The sequence below is a fragment of the Chryseobacterium rhizosphaerae genome (genome assembly GCF_003385455.1).
GTDB classification, from domain to species: Bacteria; Bacteroidota; Bacteroidia; order Flavobacteriales; family Weeksellaceae; genus Chryseobacterium; species Chryseobacterium rhizosphaerae.
Genome location: NZ_QNUF01000027.1, coordinates 1 through 20,506 on the forward strand (window position 1 = coordinate 1; position 20,506 = coordinate 20,506).

23 protein-coding genes and 1 riboswitch are annotated in these 20,506 nt (G+C 38.4%); of the genes, 13 read left to right on the forward strand and 10 right to left on the reverse strand.

The features are described from left to right. Positions 1-140: 140 nt before the first annotated feature. Positions 141-611, reverse strand: a complete 471-nt coding sequence (locus DRF57_RS18710; RefSeq protein WP_115920275.1) for a DoxX family protein — start codon at positions 609-611, stop codon at positions 141-143. A 737-nt stretch (positions 612-1,348) separates the two neighbouring features. Here DRF57_RS18710 and DRF57_RS18720 point away from each other — a divergent pair. Together DRF57_RS18720 and DRF57_RS18725 are read left to right on the forward strand one after the other, a co-directional pair. Next, a complete protein-coding gene (locus DRF57_RS18720) occupies positions 1,349-2,140 on the forward strand; it encodes a hypothetical protein (protein ID WP_228405988.1) in 792 nt (263 codons plus the stop codon). A gap of 71 nt (positions 2,141-2,211) precedes the next feature. Beyond that, positions 2,212-2,826 carry a hypothetical protein gene (locus DRF57_RS18725; protein WP_123863352.1) on the forward strand — a complete coding sequence of 205 codons (615 nt, stop codon included), beginning with the start codon at positions 2,212-2,214 and terminating at the stop codon, positions 2,824-2,826. Between the two features lie 50 nt (positions 2,827-2,876). Here DRF57_RS18725 and DRF57_RS18730 read toward each other — a convergent pair whose 3' ends face one another. The 4 genes from DRF57_RS18730 to DRF57_RS18745 form a co-directional block, all read right to left on the reverse strand. Then, complete coding sequence (locus DRF57_RS18730) at positions 2,877-3,785, reverse strand: helix-turn-helix domain-containing protein (protein WP_084084194.1); 909 nt, start codon at positions 3,783-3,785, stop codon at positions 2,877-2,879. Between the two features lie 100 nt (positions 3,786-3,885). Further along, on the reverse strand, positions 3,886-4,821 hold the full coding sequence (locus DRF57_RS18735; RefSeq protein WP_047493659.1) for an NAD-dependent epimerase/dehydratase family protein: 936 nt from the start codon (positions 4,819-4,821) through the stop codon (positions 3,886-3,888). Between the two features lie 192 nt (positions 4,822-5,013). Then, complete coding sequence (locus tag DRF57_RS18740) at positions 5,014-5,400, reverse strand: DoxX family protein (protein ID WP_115920187.1); 387 nt, start codon at positions 5,398-5,400, stop codon at positions 5,014-5,016. A gap of 156 nt (positions 5,401-5,556) precedes the next feature. Then, positions 5,557-6,540: a polysaccharide deacetylase family protein gene (locus DRF57_RS18745; protein WP_115920189.1), complete on the reverse strand. Its 984-nt coding sequence runs from the start codon at positions 6,538-6,540 to the stop codon at positions 5,557-5,559. 90 nt (positions 6,541-6,630) lie between these two features. Between DRF57_RS18745 and DRF57_RS18750 the strand changes: the two genes are divergently transcribed. Beyond that, positions 6,631-7,479, forward strand: coding sequence for an AraC family transcriptional regulator (locus tag DRF57_RS18750; RefSeq protein WP_115920191.1), 849 nt, complete (start codon positions 6,631-6,633; stop codon positions 7,477-7,479). Between the two features lie 65 nt (positions 7,480-7,544). Here DRF57_RS18750 and DRF57_RS18755 read toward each other — a convergent pair whose 3' ends face one another. Then, positions 7,545-8,042: a hypothetical protein gene (locus DRF57_RS18755; protein WP_115920192.1), complete on the reverse strand. Its 498-nt coding sequence runs from the start codon at positions 8,040-8,042 to the stop codon at positions 7,545-7,547. A gap of 159 nt (positions 8,043-8,201) precedes the next feature. On the opposite strand from DRF57_RS18755, the gene DRF57_RS18760 reads away from it, so the two are divergent. Further along, positions 8,202-8,705 carry a GNAT family N-acetyltransferase gene (locus DRF57_RS18760; RefSeq protein WP_115920194.1) on the forward strand — a complete coding sequence of 168 codons (504 nt, stop codon included), beginning with the start codon at positions 8,202-8,204 and terminating at the stop codon, positions 8,703-8,705. A 4-nt stretch (positions 8,706-8,709) separates the two neighbouring features. Here DRF57_RS18760 and DRF57_RS24010 read toward each other — a convergent pair whose 3' ends face one another. Genes DRF57_RS24010 through DRF57_RS24020 form a run of 3 tightly spaced genes read right to left on the reverse strand, consistent with a single transcriptional unit; the run spans position 8,710 to position 9,787 of the window. Continuing rightward, on the reverse strand, positions 8,710-9,171 hold the full coding sequence (locus DRF57_RS24010) for a hypothetical protein (protein WP_206607205.1): 462 nt from the start codon (positions 9,169-9,171) through the stop codon (positions 8,710-8,712). 14 nt (positions 9,172-9,185) lie between these two features. Beyond that, entirely contained in the window at positions 9,186-9,572 is a 387-nt protein-coding gene (locus DRF57_RS24015) for an alpha/beta fold hydrolase (protein ID WP_206607206.1), read from the reverse strand. Continuing rightward, a complete protein-coding gene (locus DRF57_RS24020) occupies positions 9,569-9,787 on the reverse strand; it encodes a hypothetical protein (RefSeq protein WP_206607207.1) in 219 nt (72 codons plus the stop codon). Before DRF57_RS24020 ends, DRF57_RS24015 begins: the two co-directional genes overlap by 4 nt. 200 nt (positions 9,788-9,987) lie before the next feature. On the opposite strand from DRF57_RS24020, the gene DRF57_RS18770 reads away from it, so the two are divergent. Next, on the forward strand, positions 9,988-10,476 hold the full coding sequence (locus tag DRF57_RS18770; protein ID WP_047493676.1) for a hypothetical protein: 489 nt from the start codon (positions 9,988-9,990) through the stop codon (positions 10,474-10,476). Between the two features lie 63 nt (positions 10,477-10,539). Here the strand turns inward: DRF57_RS18770 and DRF57_RS18775 are convergent, their stop codons facing one another. Beyond that, the gene (locus DRF57_RS18775; RefSeq protein WP_047493679.1) at positions 10,540-10,791 is read right to left on the reverse strand and encodes a transporter suffix domain-containing protein; all 252 of its coding nucleotides are present in this window, start codon (positions 10,789-10,791) and stop codon (positions 10,540-10,542) included. A 464-nt stretch (positions 10,792-11,255) separates the two neighbouring features. Then, a riboswitch (cobalamin riboswitch) is annotated at positions 11,256-11,446 on the forward strand. Between the two features lie 227 nt (positions 11,447-11,673). Here DRF57_RS18775 and DRF57_RS23725 point away from each other — a divergent pair. The 8 genes from DRF57_RS23725 to mmsB all read left to right on the forward strand — a co-directional run bounded on the left by DRF57_RS23725 (position 11,674) and on the right by mmsB (position 20,500). Beyond that, positions 11,674-11,835 carry a hypothetical protein gene (locus DRF57_RS23725; protein ID WP_157969918.1) on the forward strand — a complete coding sequence of 54 codons (162 nt, stop codon included), beginning with the start codon at positions 11,674-11,676 and terminating at the stop codon, positions 11,833-11,835. Between the two features lie 66 nt (positions 11,836-11,901). Further along, complete coding sequence (gene prpB, locus DRF57_RS18780; RefSeq protein ID WP_115920196.1) at positions 11,902-12,810, forward strand: methylisocitrate lyase; 909 nt, start codon at positions 11,902-11,904, stop codon at positions 12,808-12,810. Further along, positions 12,797-13,948: a bifunctional 2-methylcitrate synthase/citrate synthase gene (gene prpC / locus DRF57_RS18785; RefSeq protein ID WP_047493685.1), complete on the forward strand. Its 1,152-nt coding sequence runs from the start codon at positions 12,797-12,799 to the stop codon at positions 13,946-13,948. The genes prpB and prpC overlap by 14 nt, the downstream gene beginning before the upstream one ends. Before the next feature lie 45 nt (positions 13,949-13,993). Further along, complete coding sequence (locus DRF57_RS18790) at positions 13,994-15,445, forward strand: bifunctional 2-methylcitrate dehydratase/aconitate hydratase (RefSeq protein WP_115920198.1); 1,452 nt, start codon at positions 13,994-13,996, stop codon at positions 15,443-15,445. Between the two features lie 70 nt (positions 15,446-15,515). Continuing rightward, positions 15,516-17,012: a CoA-acylating methylmalonate-semialdehyde dehydrogenase gene (locus DRF57_RS18795; RefSeq protein WP_115920200.1), complete on the forward strand. Its 1,497-nt coding sequence runs from the start codon at positions 15,516-15,518 to the stop codon at positions 17,010-17,012. Between the two features lie 75 nt (positions 17,013-17,087). Further along, positions 17,088-18,248 carry an acyl-CoA dehydrogenase family protein gene (locus DRF57_RS18800; protein ID WP_084084182.1) on the forward strand — a complete coding sequence of 387 codons (1,161 nt, stop codon included), beginning with the start codon at positions 17,088-17,090 and terminating at the stop codon, positions 18,246-18,248. Between the two features lie 103 nt (positions 18,249-18,351). Beyond that, a complete protein-coding gene (locus tag DRF57_RS18805) occupies positions 18,352-19,443 on the forward strand; it encodes an enoyl-CoA hydratase/isomerase family protein (RefSeq protein ID WP_115920202.1) in 1,092 nt (363 codons plus the stop codon). Positions 19,444-19,603: 160 nt separating this feature from the next. Next, positions 19,604-20,500: a 3-hydroxyisobutyrate dehydrogenase gene (gene mmsB / locus DRF57_RS18810; protein WP_115920204.1), complete on the forward strand. Its 897-nt coding sequence runs from the start codon at positions 19,604-19,606 to the stop codon at positions 20,498-20,500. The last annotated feature ends 6 nt before the right edge of the window (positions 20,501-20,506 follow it).

Consider the following 20,506-nt stretch of genomic DNA (forward strand, 5'->3'; position numbering starts at 1 on the left):
GATAAGACTTAATTTAAAAGGAAAGAGTCCGATAGAATATCGAACTCTTTATTATCAAAAGATTATTTAATTTTGTCTAAACTTTTGGGTGCACTCTATTTGGGAGCTTTTTTAGTTTAAATATGATGCATAACGGGAGCTTATTTTTTATCAATTCCAAATCCTGTACATCCCTGAAACAGAAATAAGGTCAGGAACATTAAATACAGGGTTTGCGGAAGATAAAGAAAATAGCTCAGCCAGGTAAAAGGATCCATTTCATAAATTCCGGTCTCCGGTTTAATAGGGATAAGTTCTTTTGGAATTGTATTCAGATCATGGGTAAATAATGCGACAAGTATAATGATAATTAAGACCGAAGCACTTATTCTTGTCCATAATCCAAGCATCAGAAACAGCCCAAACATACACTCACAAAAAGCAGTAAAGTGAGCCGTAAACCCAGGAAAGGGAAATCCGATACCGCTAATGGTATTGAACATGTATCCCTGAAAAATAGGGTGGAACAGTTTATTAAAGCCTGCGATAAAGAAGAACAGACCAATTAATATACGACATATGATATAAATGGTATTTGTGTTTTTTTCGAATTTTGATCTTATTGTATTCATGATATTTTCTATTTCATTTTTTGATTCATACCTACGACCAGCCCATAACCAGGACTTTGTCATAGTATTTAATATTTAACAATTGAATAATAGGATAGCCATACTGCCTCTTACCTATTTCATACAGTACGGATTGTTGTCTCATTACCAGTACATATCACAATACATCTTATCATAGATTGAATAAGACAGTATAGTGTAGCAGTTGATTATATGAGAATTAACAGTTTATTTTAGGAGGGATCCAAATAGAATTAAAAAAAGATGAATAGGCCGGATCATTGTATAAAAAGAAACGGTTTCTTATATCCCGCCCTAATAATGAATTGAATGTAAAAGAAGAAAATGAAGTGGTAAAAAAGGATGAAAAATTATTACAGTAATTGCTGTTGCATTTCATCGGACTTTTAGTATTGTGCTCAAGATACATCCTGTTACATTCCTGCTCGGAATCTATTTTAAAATGATGAAAAGTCTTTAATACGGCCGTAGAAAAGCGGTTATAATCAGCTTTAAGAATAAACAAATGAGACAGTACTAAAAATACACTCAGTATTTTTATATAATGCAATAAACCAGTTTGTTTAAGTGTCATTCGTTTTTCCACTGAGACAAATATACTGAAATATTTATGGCTGGTTTAAATGAATAAAAATAGCTGAAATTGACTAATTAAATTCGTTTTCTATTCAATAGCTTTGTAAAGCAATAATTATTCAATACTAAAGAAGTAGAAAATGATGAAAAATAAATTATTTTTAACCATATTATCCTTCTCAGGATATATTTTATCAGCGCAGGAAGCAGATAATTCTTTACAGGGTTATTATAAGGCAAGTAATGATAAAACACTTTATAATAGTTTTAATTTTGACGGCAATGGAAAAGTCTTAATATCTGATATGGATTATGGGGATTATTTCACAAGAAATGACAGTCTGATTATTTATCCTGATAAAAGTATATTCATTTTTAAAATCAAAAAAGGAAAACTGACCGGAATCTCAAATTGGGTAGATAAAGGAGTCTGGATTCCCAAAAAAGACAGTTCTGAAATCAATAACAGACACCATCCGGCAGATGCCAAAAAGAAAGCTCAGCTATTAGCCGAATACTATGATAAAACAAAGAGTTCCACCGGATCAGATCTTGATTTTGAAGCATTAGCTTCCGGTAAAACCTCAAAAATTAATGAAGACCTATGTAATAAAGGGTTGGCAAAGGCTTGTATGAATCTTTTTGGGTTAAAAATGTTGGAATATACTCCTGGTCTTTTAACAGATCCTGCGAAGATTTCTTCAAAAAAAATAAAACCTCACCCTGAGTTACTCTCACTATCAAAGAAAATTATAGATCTTGGAGAGCCGGAAGGATATACCGTATTGGGAAGCTATTATTTCACATTGGGATTAAGGGAAAAAGCCTTTAAAACGTGGGAAGAAGGAGAAAAAAACGGAAGTTTAAAATCCGGTAGCACAAAGGCTTTAATTGAGTTCCAGGAAGAACTGGACAAAGAAAATAAAGACTAAAGGTAAAGCATACAAATATCTAACAATACATTAACCAACGAGCACCTATCTCAATATCAAACTTTTACAACATGCATTTCAATACAATATATTTTTCATTACTGTCTGTGGCAATGACTCTAAGCTGCAAACCGGAAAAGAAAACCATCCCGGAAACTCAACCTCATGATACTATTAAGACCCATATAAGCAGTACTAAAGAGCATGATAGCTTTACAAAGAGCAAAAAAATTCCTATTATTGATACAACAGCAGTACTGATGGCTTTTAAGAAAGCTTCACAGACAGAAAAATTTGGTAAAGATTTATATTTCAACTTAAAAGATGAGCTTTCCGGTTCTATTTTTGATTCGGAACGGCCCATTCTTATAGGAGATCTGAATGGAGACCACTTAGAAGATGCTATTATGCCTTTTTCTATTGAAGGCCGTGATGGCGGCAATAACTGGGATGCCCATTATGCTGTTTTTATCAATAAAGACGGTCAGCTCAAGTATCAGTATTCTTTCGACAGGGGAGCCGATCTGGCAGAAACACAGACCTTTTTCAAAAGTATAAAAGATGGGGTAGTAGAGGGAATAATAGAACCCGGATTTCATGTTCAGGAAGGAGAAAGTATACCCGTCAATTATATTTACAAAAACAACAGGCTTGTGGAAGTGACACCTCCTTCAAAGGTCAAATAAGAGAGGTAGAAAGCAACCCATATTGGAAATCAATAATAATCGGGAGAAGCTTAATTAAACGTTTGCCTGAATTCAAGAGGTGAGATTGCAGTCCTGTTTTTAAATAAACGGTGAAAAGACTGCGGATGTTCAAATCCTAAATGATAAGCAATCTCAGATACGGTCATCATGGTTGTGGACAGTAATTCTTTAGCTCTTTCGATCAGCCTGTTCTGAATGTGCTGCTGCGTAGTCTGGCCTGTATGAACTCTAAGCATATCACTTAAATAATTGGGACTGATATTCATTTCTGAGGCAATAAACTGTACTGTAGGAATTCCATCGATAATTAATCGGTTATTTTTAAAATAATCATCCAGTACACCTTCAAGCTGAATCAAGAGATCATGATTCATTTTCTTTCTGGTCAGAAACTGGCGGTTATAAAAGCGGTCACAGTATTTCAGCAGTAAGTCAATATTGGAGACTAATAAATCCTGAGTAAAAACATCCATATTATTTTCGGTTTCCCTCCGGATATTATCAATGATATCCGTAACAGACTTTTCTTCTCTTTCAGAAAGGTGCAAAGCCTCATGGGCTGCATAGGAAAAATAGCCATATTCTTTTATCGTAGCTGCTATAGGATATCCCTGTAAAAAATCAGGATGAACAAGCAATACACTGCCCTTGACTTCGGAAAGTAAAATATCCTCGAACTGCATCACCTGATGGGGTGCAATAAAATACATGATCCCATCCTGAAAATCATAATATTGCTGACCATATTTAAATTTTCCTGCACAATCATTCTTAATGGCCACAACATAAAAATCTGTAGTTACAGCAGTACGAAGACTGCTGGGGTCAGCGGCAACTTCAGTAAAGTCAAAAACACTGATCAAAGGATTGGATGGCCTCCCCAGCTTTAAATAAAGATGCAGTGTCGTAATGGAGGTTATTTTTTCAGGTGCTTTCATTCGCTTTCTGCTTTTACCACTTTAAATCTATTGATAAATTACCTAGAAAAGGTACAAAATTTTATTTTTGGAGGTCTTCCCACCCTCTTCGGAGGAAGGTTTACTTTGCTGCCAGCTGTTCTTTTCGGATTTGCTCAATTCCTTGTCTGTAGGTCGTTACCTTAAAATCGGGAAATCTTTTTCTAAATTGAGAATCATCAAACAGATTATCATACTCATACCTTGGAAGCAGTTCCAGCAGTTCTTTTGCATTTTTATTGAAAAGAGCGCCTATCCTGAAAGCCATTTTAGGAATGACAGAATAGCGGAATTCTTTTCCATATATCTCAGAAACCAGGGCAATGAATTGTTGATAAGTCAGTTTATGATCATCTACCGGTAAGTGCCAGGTCTGACCGAAAGCGTCAGGTGTATTTCCTATTAAAGCGGTAGCACTGCTGGCATCAGGAGTCCAGATCAGGCTTCGAAGTTTATTATCTCTCAATGGCACTTTCAGTTTTTTATCTTCTTTAATGGCATTGAAAATAAGACTATTGGTAATACTTTGTGTCTTTCCCGGTCCATAAAACTCAGGTGCTCTGCAGATCACCGCTTCTATAGTTCCGGCTGCCATTTCCTTCAAAAGCATATCGGTCATCTCTTTTCTTACCCTTCCTTTTCTTCCTACAGGAGCAAAAGCAGTCTGTTCCGTCAGGACCTGGTTATTTTGAGGGTACATATAAGTATTGTCAAAAAACACCAACTTGGTTCCATTGATTTTACAGGCATCAATTACATTTCTAAGAATCATTGTAAACTGTTCCTCCCATAGATCCGTATCCATAGGAAGTCCCAGGGTAAAATAAGCAATGTCACTTCCTTTTACCGCTTCTATTGCTTTATTCCTGTCTGTGAGGTCTGCAGAAAATACAGTATCGGTATCATTTACTTTAACGGCCTTTCTGCTGACGATTCTGATATCGGAGGTATAGTTCCGTTTCAGTTCCTTTGCCAGTTCCTGTCCAATCTGTCCATTGGCTCCTAATATTGTTTGCATACTATTTTATTTTCAGAGTTTTGTATGAAAGCTGATCATTAACAGTTGAGTACCATTGATGACCCTCTTTATTTCTGATACAAAATTCGGGTATTATGATCAAAAATAGGTATCCCAATCATCGGAATTTGTAACGCAATCTCTGAAAGGCGGCTGAAGGTGAGAAAATTTCCCTCACCTTCAGCTATTGTATCACTTCCTGTCCACGGCAAGATTATCATCCTCTATTTTGCTGATCAGCATATAAAATAACCCGGCATAGATCATTTGAATTCCCATGGCCTCCCAGTTTTCAACCGTACTGCTTCCAAAAAGCAGCATCACAATGAGTGACGCTCCACTCATAGCGGCAATACGGGTTTTGAAACCTATCATAAGCAGCAGGCCAATTGTAAACTCGAGAAAGGGTAGTGCCATACTAAAAGCATGTACCAATACCTGTGGCAGCCAGCTTTTCTCAAAACCGGCAGTCATTCCGTCTGCAAAATCCTGTAATTTGGTAAGCCTCACAAGCCCATGTCCAAAAAAATTGATTCCCATTGAAATACGAAGGAAAAAATATCCTGTTTTTTTACTCATTATTGTTATTTTTTATTTGTTGTATTGTTTTAAAGATGGGAAAGCAGAAGGCAAAAAATCATGAAAGCATTACACATGATTCTTAATTTCTGTAAAGGAAATAATAGTAAGCTATCCATCACTTTAAGAGTCTCTTTCTTCCGACACTCTGACTCCTTACTTATTATATTTCTCTTCACTGTTATCCACAGGAGTATTGGGATCATTCATCACCATTTTGGCAATATCATCCTTTCTCATAAAGACAACCCCTTGTTTCTTCTGAGTGTATTTGATAAATTCTTCCATAGCATGAATCATAGCAGGCGCTCCGCCAATTCTGTCATGAAAACTTATACTCATCATTCTCCTTTTAGAAGCCCCTTCCTCATAGAGACGGTCAAACTCAAATTTCAGTTGCGTCAGAAACTGATCAGGGCTCCAATGTTTTCCTTCAATATTCACAATGTCATTATTACGGATCGTATAGGGGATTACCATAAAATTTTTCCCTTGAACTTTAGTAATGAAAGGCTCATCATGGCTTACATCGTCTATATGGTACAGAAAACCGAGTTCCTGTAGTACTTTCAAGGTATTCGGACTTCTCCTCAGCCAGTTGCTGTTATAGCCTACCGCTCTTTTGCCGGTTATTTTTTGGACAACATCTACACCTTCTTTCACAAAATACAATTCATCGGCATAGCTTTTATTCCACTGGTTATCCCAGGTGAACCCATGAGCCGCTACTTCATGTCCTTCATTTGCAATGGCTTTGGCAACCTCCGGATATTTTTCGGCAGCAGTTCCCACGATATGGGATGTTACTTTAATGTTGTACTTTTTCCAAAGATCCAGCATACGGTAGATACCTTCATTGCCTCCATAACGATACCAGCTTTCCGCTGGAAGATCTGGCTGGCCTGCAGGAAGAGGAGTGCTGCTAAAAGGGCTTTCAGCACCTTCAGGCTGTCCGCCGGTTTCAAACTGCATAGAGACGGAAATGACCAGCTGAGCACCATTGGGCCAATACTTTTTTCCTTTGGTTGGGGTTTCATTTTGGTTACTAATTCCCCCTTTGATTCTGTCTTTATTATTGAAACAGGAAACCAGGAATACTGTAGAAAAAAGCATCAGCGCTGATTGTCTTAAATATTTCATTTCGAATGTTTTTTGTTATGCAAAATTGCTTCGAATGTCAGCATTATGTATTGTAAAAATTAATGGTAAATTTGTAAAAATCCATTCTTTATGAAACGCATTGTTAATTTCAATTCCTTTAATGTTTTCAGTATTGAAAAAGAAGTATGGGATGTTGAATACCATAATCACAACTTCTATGAATTGATTATCATTGAAAAAGGAAAAGGATTTCACCATCTGAACGGTATTGTATTTCCCTATAAAAAAGGCGATGTCTTCCTGCTCAGACCCAGTGACGGACATGAGTTTTCTATCAAAACTAAAACAAAATTTATCTATATAAAGTTTACAGAGCAGTACATATGGGAAACCCTGTTGATAAACAAAAAGAATGAGCTGAAAAAGGTCATTCAGCTTCTTATGGAAGATCGGTCTTTTGTTTACGAATCGGCCATTAAAAATAAAACAGACAGGGTTCATCTGTTACAGCTGGCCCATATTCTTCTCTATGAATTCAGCCATCAAAGCAGATACAATAAAGACATTGTAGTTGATATCTTTTCAGCCATTATAACCGTTCTGATTAGAAATACGATGGAAACCACGACCAATAAAAAATGGATTTCCCAGCATCTAAGCAGAATTGAAAAGATTCTATATTATATCAATGTCAATGTACTGGATACAGATAAAATGAAAATTGAGAACCTGGCCAAAGAATTCATGCTTTCTTCCAACTATATCAGTATTTATGTAAAAAAACAAACCGGATTTTCTATACAGCAGCATATCATTCAGTACAAAATAAAAACAGCAGAAAAACTTCTCCTGCAAAGTCCGTACAATATCAATGAAATTGCTGATAAATTGGGGTTTAATGATACCAGCCATTTTAATAAAATATTCAAAGGGTACCAACAGCTGTCTCCCACTGAATTCAGGAAAAAAAATAAATAATTCTGGAAACACCTAAATTAAGTGTCAGCTGTATTAAAATAAGAATATTACAGGTGATATTAAATTTATCGCCTATCCTTTATCCCGATTACTTTTAAAGCATGGGCGGTTAAATAAATATCATCGAAGACAGTAAGGGATTCCACATCATTGTAACCCAGGGGAATCATATCGTTTTTATTAAAAGATAATTCTATGGAAGGATCATATGACGCCACGATTCTCACCTTTGAGTACCCGTTATAATCTACTTTAAAACCTTCAAACATACATTTTTGCTCTGCATTCTGGTATTCGGCGTATTCTTCAAATCCTACCGCATCGGTTCTTTTTCCGTCATTATGTTCCAGAGACTTCCATGAAGCATAATTTTTAGGCTCCTTCAGGACATTTCCTTCCGTATCTACAGGAACAAACATTCCAAGATAGAGAGGCTTTCTTAGAAAATTGGCATAATTATTCATCAAATTTAAAATTTGAAGATCGGCATAACCTTCATTCGAATAGTATTCAATTACAAAGGTTGTCATCGGAATCAGCTTGAGAGAAGCATCAGTCGGCATAATGAATGTTTTCTTTTATCGGAGGATAAAAATAGTATTTTTATTTTCTTTTCCCAACGGAAGTCTGCAATAGGATGGAATTTATACCCATTCTGAATAACAATAACAAACATCAATCTGTTTATTTTTTCGGTATTTTTGAAGAACAATAACGTAATAATGATAGTGAACACCTTTCTACAGGATATTGATGAAGTTTTTGATCTTTATAAAATGGCTTCCGATTTTAAGAAAACAGTATCCGGGGTACAATGGCCGGAGTTTGACCGAAGCATGATAGAAACAGAAATTAAAGAAAACCGCCATTGGAAAATTATAGTAGACGGACAGATCGCCCGCGTCTGGAGCATTACATTTAATGATCCTCAGGTTTGGGAAGAAAGAAATGCAGATCCTGCTGTTTATATTCACAGGATTGCCACCCATCCTGATTTCAGAGGACAAAAATTTGTAGAACAGATCGTTGAATGGTCTGCAAAATTCGCAAAGGAAAATGAGAAACACTATGTCAGAATGGATACCACAGCAGGAAACCAGAGGTTGGCGGATTATTACATACGATGCGGATTTACTCAATTAGGACCAAAAAAAATAGCCGATACCGAAGGGCTTCCCGCTCATTATCATAATGCGACTATGGTACTTTTTCAGTTGGAAGCTTAACATTTTACTTACAGACAGGTTTAACATCGTTTAGTAAGGTAACTAAGGTTTTTCCGGGTTCCTCAATGGGGATCAGATGGGCAGAATTTTCAAACCATATCCCTTTTTTAAACGGAGCTTTTACATTTTGCAACCATTGCGCAGTGGGCTCAGAAGGGGTAGTGTAATCATGCCTTCCCATAAACATAAAAACCGGAATAGGGAAGGTTTTAATATTCTTAAAGTCAGTATCCAGAAATTCAGGAAGCACCTTTGCCAGGGTAAATACACTGCCTTTACCAATAGCCTCAGCATCCTGATAAGAATATTCCGGGGATAATAACGGAGCTTGGAGGAAATACCTGGAATTATTCCTGAAAGCTGTAAGTCCGCCATAATACTGGGGCCATTTCCGTGCAATAATGATCCTTTTTCTGGTAATAGGAGTGGTTCCCGGATAGGGTGCTATAGATGCCAATTCTTTCAAAGCCTCTTCATTTTTTAACCGGGTACGGCAAAATCAACACTCAAACGTTCATTGTCTCTAGTATTGATGACCTGTCCGATTCCTACATAAGCATAAAACAGATCCGGTCTTTTCAACCCCGCCCTCATAGAAATAATCGTTCCCCAGCTGTGACCAATCAGCAATACTTTCTTCTTTTTATACTTTGCTTTGATTAATTCAGCCAGTTCAATAGCATCATCTACATATTGACTGATATGAATGGTGTTTTTTAATGATAAGGTATCATTGGCATGATAAGTTTTGCCGGAAGCCCGCTGATCGTAATTGACAACAGTGAAATACTCCTCAATAGGTCTTTGAAACATCCACATGACCGGCGAAAGAGGTGAAGCCGGACCACCGTGTACAAAGAGTATCACCGGATTATCTTTATGCTGACCACGCACAAAAACCCATTGCTGAACACCCCGATATTTACTTTATATCTTTCCTGAATTCCATTGGGACTTACAATTGAATCCAGGTCCTTTATAATTTCCCTAGCTTCAGCATACTCATCTCCGGGTTTGCTGTTTTGTCCGAATATCGAAAGAGAAAACAATAATATGATGACGAATATTATCTTATTTTTCATAAGTCGCTGATTTTGTAAGCCAAATTAAAAAAGATAATTTTAATAATCAAATAAAATGCATTCATAGGTCGATCTTATGATCATGCTAATCTCTGTACTCAGATGCTTATTAAAATCCGAATAAATTTCTTCAAAATAACGCTTAAGTAGCATTAAATTTAAAAGGCCTACCTTTACAATAACCAAACAAAATTATTAATATGTCATTTGTAACCCCAGAAGGAGCAAGGAAAGCTCAGTTATCTGTAACAGAAAGAGAGCCCGTTGCCCATGCCGTACTCTCAGGTGCAGAGAATATCTCAAAGTATAATACCGGAGTATGCCACGATGTTGTAGCATATGCTTTGTATATGCGAGGCGCCCGGATAAGCCCCACTCAGCTGGCTGAATCAGCTGGCCAAAAATGGCTCACTGTATTCAGATATCCGGACGGAGAAAAGTGGGATGGCTATGCCCCCATTCCGGCAGGAAAAGCAATTGGTTTCTACAGACTTATCGACAAAACCTGGTTTCATTCAGCCATCACTACAGGAAACGGTAACGAAATCCGATCTGTAAACGGATTTTCATTAGGATCAGCATGGTCTGTTCCCGTAGATATGGACTGGGTTTTCTTAGGTAAAAGAAATTCAGACGGAACCTTTAATTATGACGGTACCAAAATAGAAGTGTACATTTCACCTTTATAGCCGTCATGATAAGACAGAAATAGTTCTACTAATAAATTATTTCTGTCTTATTTTTATCACAAGCTATTTCTTTTTCTTCCGAAACAACAGGAGTTCACCCATTGATTCCTTTATTTTCTCCAAATACCCTTTCCCTGTTAAGGCTATCGTAAGCAAAAACAAAACCTCCCCCGTAATAAGCAGGATCAGGATGGTGGATGCTTTATTGGGAAAATCCACAAAGAAAAGGACCGGAACTCCCGCTAAACACAATGTTCCCAATCCTAAAAAGATAAATACCAGTTTATTTTTAAAGCTTAGTTTTTCCTTCGCCATCGTATGTGAATCTGAGTACAAAAAAACTGATTTTATGTACATCATATTTCTATTTTGTGATCCAAACGTATATTCAGACCTTTGAAATGTCGATTTTTAAATATGAGACCTATTGTTGAATTTCAGGATCATATCTTTTCTTAAAATTATTGGGACAAATGATATTCACATCATTCCGTATAAAGCGTTGAAAAAATAATTTTAATGTAACACATAATTAACCTTAGTCTTGAAATAAAATCACGGGCTTATCAAATACTTCCTATTTACAGTATAATTTTAGTGTTAAAAAAATTATAAATTTCTCTAAAATCAGTCCGAATTCAGCCTTAAAAAAAGAATATTAAGACAAAATATCCCTCATATTTTCAATGATTTAAAGCTTTTTCATAATAAAAAACAAATCCCCATGCGGCTGTTTCAATAAAATGGCTATATTTACCACCAAGGAGTTCTTAACACCTTCTTTATCAACCGAAACTGGTTACACTTAGCTGTGTATTAAAAGGGAATCGTGTGCAAATCACGAACTGTCGCGCAACTGTAAGTAACATGAAGGTTTTTATCAATATATGTCCACTGTTTACCTGGGTAAATGGGAAGGATGATAAAAACTGTTACAAGTCAGGAGACCTGCCTATTTCGAATTGACGATGCTTTCGCGATCTGAAGCTTATAGTCAGGTATGATACGATATAGATAACTGTGCGCTGTTTTTTCGTAAGTTATTTTTTTGAGATAGTTGTAATGTGGCCGTGTGCCTTTTCATTATGTCTATAAGCTCATTCGTATTTCCCTTTCCATAGTTTTTATTTCCCATCAGGCATTGTGAAGTTTGGCAAGAGCTTTTTAAAAGGATTTTATCATTTAAAAAGTTGAAGAATGCAAACATATAATCGCTATGTAAGAATCAGTAACTGGCTTATAATGGAAAAGAGCAGTCCATTCCCTTGGATCAATAAGGTTTTGCTAAAAGCTTTCAACACAGATTTAATTTCTGTTCATCATTATCCGTTATCATCAGGTATTCCTATACATCAATAACTCCTATTGCTTTTATCAGCAATCCCATACACCAAAACAAATTTTTAACAAAACAATAGATATTAAATGATTAAGAATGAAAGTATGCAGTCTCCCGGGTTACGATTCCGCGAGGCTATGCAGAAAGAAAAACCTCTCCAGATTGTAGGAGCTATTAATGCCAACCATGCATTATTGGCACAGCAGGCAGGTTTTAATGCAATTTATCTTTCGGGAGGTGGTGTTGCCGCCGGTTCTTTAGGAATTCCCGATCTGGGAATTACTACCCTGGAAGATGTACTAACAGATGTTCAGCGCATCACCAATATCTGTGATCTCCCCCTTATGGTGGATATTGATACGGGATTTGGTCCGTCGGCTTTTAACGTAGCCAGAACAGTAAAATCTCTGATTAAAGCTGGAGCAGCAGCCTTACATATTGAAGATCAGGTAGGAGCCAAACGTTGTGGCCACCGTCCCGGAAAAGAAATTGTGAGTAAAGAAGAAATGACAGACAGGCTGAAAGCTGCCGCAGATGCCCGTGTCGACGAAAATTTTGTTATCGGAGCACGAACGGATGCATTTGCCAATGAAGGACTGGAAAAAACACTGGAAAGAGCTATTGCCTATAAGGAGGCAGGTGCCGATTTCATTTTTGCAGAAGCAGTACCGGACCTGAGCTACTATCAAAAATTTGTAGATGCTACAGGAATCCCTGTATTGGCCAATATTACAGAATTTGGAATGATCAGCATGTATACTGTTGAAGAATTGAAGACCGCGGGAGTAGGGTTGATTCTTTATCCGCTTTCTGCTTTCCGCGCAGCTAATAAAGCCGCTCAAAATGTCTATGAACATATCCGTAAAGAGGGTACCCAGGCTAATGTGATAGATACCATGCAAACCAGAGAAGAACTCTACCAAAGTATTGGATACCATGATTATGAACAAAAATTAGATAACCTTTTTAAAAAGAATACTGATGTCAACAAATAATGAACCTACCTTCAAGCCTAAAAAAAGTGTCGCGCTTTCGGGAGTAGCAGCCGGCAATACAGCACTTTGCAGTGTCGGAAAAAGTGGAAACGACCTGCACTACAGAGGATATGATATTTTGGACCTTGCAGAAAAAACGCAGTTTGAAGAAGTGGCTTACCTGCTGATCTATGGGCATCTGCCTACCGAAGCACAGCTGAAAAATTATAAGGCAAAATTAAAATCATTAAGAGGGCTGCCACATTCTGTAAGAAATATTTTAAAAAGTATCCCTGCTGCTGCACATCCAATGGACGTTATGCGGTCAATGGTATCTGCTATCGGTAGTATTCAGCCGGAAAAAGATGATCATAATATGGCGGGAGCCAGAGATATAGCCGATAAATTACTGGCATCATTCAGCTCAGGCCTTTTGTATTGGTACCACTATACCCACAACGGAAAAGAAATTGATGTAGAGACAGATGATGATACTATCGGAGGCCATTTCCTTCATTTACTGCATGGAAAAAAACCTTCCGATTCCTGGACAAAAGCCATGCAGATCTCTCTGAATCTGTATGCAGAACATGAATTTAATGCTTCTACATTCACAAGCCGTGTTATTGCAGGTACAGGTTCCGATATTTATTCTGCCATTACAGGAGCTATTGGAGCATTAAGAGGACCTAAACACGGGGGTGCCAATGAAGTGGCTTTTGAAATTCAGAGCCGTTATCATTCTCCGGACGAAGCAGAAAGCGACATCAGGCAGCGTATTGCCAACAAAGAAGTGATCATTGGATTCGGACATCCGGTCTATACCATTTCAGACCCAAGAAATGTAGTGATCAAAAAAGTAGCTAAAGAACTTTCCGAAGAAGCAGGGGATATGTTACTTTTTAATATTGCTGAAAGACTGGAAACCATTATGTGGGAAGAAAAGAAAATGTTCCCTAATCTGGATTGGTTCTCTGCGGTATCCTACCACTTAATGGGAGTACCTACGCTGATGTTTACGCCATTATTCGTAATTTCAAGAGTTACAGGATGGAGCGCACATATCATGGAACAGAGACAGGATGGTAAAATCATCCGTCCAAGCGCCAATTATACAGGTCCTGAAAACAAAGCATTTGTATCCATCGATCAACGATAAAAGAATTAAACTATTTTCAACTAATTAAAATTTTCAACAAAAAAAATGAGTTCACACATTTCAAATGAAAGGCCACAGCCGGATAAAGTACTGGCAGATATTGCAGATTATGTATTAAACTACGAAATAAAAAATGACCTTGCCTGGAAAACAGCCCATTACTGTCTTCTTGATACGATTGGGTGTGGTCTGGAAGCTTTGACCTATCCGGCCTGTACCAAACTTTTAGGACCTGTAGTAAAAGGGACTATCGTTCCGAATGGTGGTAAAGTTCCGGGAACACAGTTTCAACTTGACCCTATTCAGGCTGCATTTAATATTGGGACAATTATCCGTTGGCTGGATTTTAATGATACGTGGCTGGCTGCTGAGTGGGGACATCCATCAGATAACTTAGGCGGTATTTTAGCAACAGCCGATTGGTTATCCAGAACCAATATTGCAGAAGGAAAAGCTCCTCTTAAAATGAAGCAGGTATTGGAGGCCATGATCATGGCTCATGAAATACAAGGGGTAATGGCGCTGGAAAACTCTTTTAACAAAGTAGGTTTAGACCATGTTTTGCTGGTAAAACTGGCTTCTACAGCAGTAGTAGGAAAATTGATAGGGTTAACCCGCGACGAATTGATCAATGCCGTATCATTAGCTTTTGTAGATGGTCAGTCTTTAAGAACATACCGCCATGCTCCTAATACAGGGTCCAGAAAATCATGGGCAGCAGGAGATGCTACATCAAGAGCCGTTCGTTTAGCATTAATAGCACAAACCGGAGAAATGGGATACCCTTCCGTTCTGACAGCAAAAACCTGGGGATTCTATGATGTATCTTTCAAAGGAAATGAATTCAAATTCCAGAGAGACTACACTTCCTATGTGATGGAAAATGTACTATTCAAAATTTCATTCCCGGCCGAGTTTCATTCCCAGACAGCCGTTGAAGCTGCAATGACATTACATCACACCTTACAGGACCTTGGAAAAACAACAGATGACATTAAAAAAATTACCATCAGAACTCATGAAGCGGCCATCCGGATTATAGACAAAAAAGGTCCGCTGAACAACCCTGCAGACCGTGATCACTGTATTCAGTACATGGTAGCCGTTCCATTAATTTACGGAAGACTTACCGCTGCCGATTATGAAGACAGTATCGCTTTAGATCCGCGAATTGATATCCTCCGTGATAAAATTGAATGCGTAGAAGATGTACAGTTTACCACAGATTATCATAATCCTGAAAAACGTTCTATTGCCAATGCTTTGACTGTAGAATTGAATGACGGAACCATTTTAAATGAAATAGAGGTAGAATATCCTATAGGTCACAAACGAAGAAGAGAGGAAGGAATTCCTGAATTAATTAAAAAGTATAAAATCAATTTGGCAAGAATATTCCCTGAAAAACAACAGCGGGTAGTATTAGAAAACTCGTTGGAGTATGACACCCTTGTCAATCTTAATGTCAATGAATTTGTTGATTTATTGGTCATATAATTTTAAATGAAGGGTTGAATCTCAATTATGTTTCAACCCTTCATTTTCACCTTTCACCTTAACAAAAACTATGTCACATACAGTACAAATATTAATCAATGGAAACTTTATAGAAAGTAAAGCTTCTGAACATTTACCTGTTGAAAATCCTGCCACACAGGAAATTCTTGCAGAAGTTCCCCTAACGCTATTGTCTGAAATAGACGAAGCGATTGAAGCTGCCCAACTGGCCTTCAAAACATGGAAAGAGGTAGCCACCCCGGAAAGGGCAAGGTTATTCTTAAAATACCAGCATCTTTTAAAAGAAAATCAGAAAGAAATCGCTGAAATCCTGTCCAGAGAGAATGGAAAAACACTTGCCGATGCTATGGGAGACGTATGGCGGGGTATTGAAGTCGTGGAACATGCCTGTAATATCCCAACGCTGATGATGGGCGAGACCGTAGAAAATGTAGCAAGAGGTGTAGATACCTATAGCTATATTCAACCACTTGGAGTCTGTGCGGGAATTACCCCTTTTAATTTCCCTGCAATGATTCCTTTATGGATGTTCCCTATGGCTATTGCCTGCGGCAATACCTTTATTTTAAAACCTTCCGAGCAGACCCCAATGACCTCCATGAAAATGGCAGAGCTGTTTTTGAAAGCAGGCTTTCCTAAAGGGGTACTGAATATTGTCCATGGTTCCAAAGACCAGGTAAACCATATTCTTAACCATCCGGAAATTAAAGCTATATCCTTCGTAGGCTCTGTCCCTGTAGCGGAACATGTTTACCGTACCGGAACAGATAACCTGAAAAGAGTACAGGCTTTTGGAGGAGCAAAAAACCATATGGTGGTAATGCCTGATGCCAATAAAGAGCAGGTGGTCAATAATTTAGTGGGAGCCTCATGTGGGGCTGCCGGCCAGCGTTGTATGGCAATCAGTGTTGCCGTTTTGGTAGGAGAAGCTCAACATTGGGTGGAGGATATTAAAAACGCTTTAAAAACCATTAAGCCGGGAGTATGGTCAGACGAGTCTGCCGCATTTGGCCCCTTAATCAACAGGCAGTCTAAGGAAAAAGTGCTACGACTGATCAAAAGTGGCTATGAACAGGGAGCTGAAGTCTTATTAGACGGAAGTGAATGTACAGTAGAAGGCTATGAAAACGGATATTTTGTAGGCCCTACTTTATTCAGTAATGTATCTGTGGATATGGACATTTATAAAGAAGAGATCTTCGGTCCTGCATTACTTTTGTTAAAAGCCGACACCTTAGACGAAGCCATCAGTATCATCAATGCCAATCCTTATGGGAACGGAACTTCAATATTTACCAATTCCGGAGCTGCAGCCCGAAAATTCCAACATGAAATTGAAGTAGGCCAGATTGGTATTAATCTTCCTATTCCTGTGCCGCTGCCATTTTTCTCTTTTACAGGATGGAGAAAATCTTTCTTCGGAGATCTGCATTCATACGGAAAACAGGGCATCCGTTTCTATACCGAAACAAAAACAGTTACAGCCCGCTGGTTTGAAGAAGATGTGCCGGGAGGAAATCTCAATATGACCATCAGTCTAAAATAATGGAAAGCAAACGGTGGAAAATGCCTATATGCTCTCCACTTTCAACACTCAGCTTTCAACTTAAATTTAAATACAATGGAGTTTAACCTAAATGAAGATCAGCTGGCTTTTCAGGATGCGGCAAGAAGATTCGCTGAAAAAGAATTTTTCCCCTACGCTTCAGAATGGGATGCCAAAAAGATATTCCCAAGAGAAGCAATTGCTAAGGCCGGAGAACTTGGGTTTTGTGGCATTTATACAAGTGAAACAGCAGGAGGTCTGGGATTGTCAAGATTGGATGCAGCCATCATATTTGAAGAGCTCGCTTCAGCCTGTCCTTCAACTACGGCTTATATTACCATACACAATATGGTTTCCTGGATGATTGACAAATTTGCGAAAGATGATGTCCGGGAAGAATTATGTCCGGCTTTAGCTTCAGGTATATTACTGGGCTCTTATTGTCTTACTGAACCCGGGTCAGGTTCTGATGCTGCAGGATTGAAAACCACAGCTGTAAAAAAGGGCAATACCTATATCATCAATGGAACAAAGGCCTTTATTTCCGGAGCCGGAGAAAGCGATATCCTGATTGTAATGGCCCGTACAGGAGATCCCGGTTCAAAAGGAATCAGTGCTTTTATTGTACCTGCCAATACAAAAGGAATCAGCTTCGGAGAAAAAGAAAAAAAACTGGGCTGGAATACCCAGCCTACACGTTTTGTATTCCTGGATCATGTGGAAGTAGAAGAGAAGTATCTTTTGGGAGAACCTGGAGAAGGTTTTAAAATTGCCCTGAAAGGACTGGATGGGGGCAGGATAAACATTGGAAGCTGCTCAGTAGGAGCCGCACAGGGCGCTATCAATCAGGCTCAGCAGTATATGCATGAAAGGCAGCAGTTTGGAAAATCATTGGCTCAGTTTCAATCGCTTCAGTTTAAAATTGCCGATATGGTAACAGATCTTGTTGCTGCCCGCCAAATGGTTCATCTGGCTGCTTTTAAACTGGATTCCAAAGACCCGAATGCTACAACCTATTGTGCTATGGCCAAAAGATTAGCAACAGATATGTGTTTTAATATCTGTAATGAAGCTATTCAGGTCCTGGGAGGGTATGGCTGCACACAGGATTTCCCTGTAGAAAGACTGATGCGGGATGCCAGAATCCATCAGGTAGTGGAGGGAACCAATGAAATTATGAAACTGGTAATCTCCAGAAAGATTTTAGAAGTAGGAGCGACCCTACAAATCAGATAGTTATAACAGATAAAAACGGAAAGCTGAAACCGGATAATAATCTACATCTGTTTTAACATTTCAGCCCATAAAATTTTTAAAGTTCAATTTTCAATTCAATACAATGAGCTTAGTACTAACAGAAATAAAAAACAAAGTCGGGATCATCACTTTAAATTCCGAAAAAACACTGAATTCTCTGTCATTACCTATGATTGAAGAATTACAGAGCATTCTGACAGATTGGAAAACATCCGATCAGGTAGTCTGTCTTTTTCTTCAGGGTGCCGGTGAAAAAGCTTTATGTGCAGGGGGAGATGTACGGAAGCTCTATGATGCTATTATGGCACAAAGAGCTATTGACCCTACGGAAGTCCCTAAAGACTGCTACGATTTCTTTTCAAAAGAGTATCAGGTAGATTACGACATCCATACCTATCCAAAGCCTGTAATAGTCTGGGGAAGCGGTATTGTAATGGGTGGCGGTATCGGTCTGATGGTAGGAGCTTCCCATCGTATCGTCACCGAAAAAAGTAAACTGGCCATGCCTGAAATTACCATTGGCCTGTATCCGGATGTAGGAGGTACCTGGTTTTTGAATAAAATGCCTTCTGCCTTTGGAATATATTTAGGCTTAACCGGGGCAAGATTAGATGGTGCAGACTGCAAATATTTAGGACTGGCAGATTATTATATGGAATCCTCTTCAAAAGAAGATATTATAAACGCTCTGAAACAGGCAGACTGGACAAGTAATCCTTATCAAACAGTTTCCGATATTTTAAATACGATCTCGGAAAATACAGATATTCCTGAATCCCAGGCTGCATTACATCATGAATTTATCCAGAATTTTGAAGGAGTAGATGCTGTAGAGGAATTCAGTGATCTGATAAGGAATTATCCTGAAAAAGATGACTGGATCAATACAGGATTAAAAAGTTTTACCGCAGGATCTCCAAGTTCGGCACACATTATTTTCAGACAATTGAAACAAGGCAAGCACCTGAGCCTGGAAGAGGTCTTCCAATCTGAATTGAACCTTTCATGTCAATGTTGCATCCACCCGGATTTTGCAGAAGGAGTAAGGGCTTTATTGGTGGATAAAGATCAGTCTCCCCAGTGGCAGCCCGCCACTTTAAATGATATTACCACAGAATGGATAGACAGCTATTTTGCGGAATTAAAAGTAGAGGACTTTCAATCTTTATCCTGATTAGACATAAACATCTGCCTTATCTGCACAATCTGCGAAAGGTAAAAAACATATAGGTTTTGGCTAACGCCATACTATCTCACTTCTATTCAAATAATAATTGATTACACCTTTTCTAATCTCAAGTCTCAAATCTCTAACATCTAATTCAAAAAAAATCATGTCAAATATAGCATTCATCGGTTTAGGAAATATGGGAGGCCCTATGGCTGCCAATCTTATCAGGAAAGGTCATACCGTTACAGGTTTTGATCTTTCGGAAACAGCATTAAAGGTATTGGAATCAGCTGGTGGTCAGACGGCCGGATCAGCTTTAGATGCTGCAAAATCCGCAGACGTAATTATCTCGATGTTACCTTCAGGAAAGCATGTTGCAGAACTCTATTCTGAGGACTTCATCAGTACTCTGAAACCGAATACATTATTGATTGACAGCAGTACTATTGATGCTGTTACAGCCCGCTCAGTTGCGACATTAGCCATTTCAAAAGGGTGCAAAATGATAGATGCTCCCGTTTCCGGGGGTACCGGTGGGGCACAGGCAGGAACATTGACCTTTATTGTGGGTGGTAAGCAGGAAGATTATGAAAAAGCCCGACCGATCTTGAAATGTATGGGACAAAATATATTTCATGCCGGAGAATCCGGAGCCGGACAGGTCGCTAAAATCTGTAATAATATGCTGCTAGCCATTCATATGATTGGCACCTCAGAAGCGATCAACCTGGGAGTAAAACATGGTCTGGACCCCAAAATATTAAGTGAAATCATGCAGAAAAGTTCCGGTAAAAACTGGTCTTTAGAAGTATATAACCCATATCCCGGTGTGATGGAAAATGCTCCGGCTTCCAGAGCCTATTCAGGAGGCTTTGCCGTAGATCTGATGGCTAAAGATTTAGGCCTTGCCGCAGAAGCCGGATTGGAAACCAAAACCTCTACACCATTAGGGAATACCGCACTGAACTTATACAGAATCTGGAGTGAAACAGGACATGGGAAAACAGATTTCTCCAGTATTCTTCAATTTTTAAATGGAAAAGGGAATATTGAAAATTAAAACAGC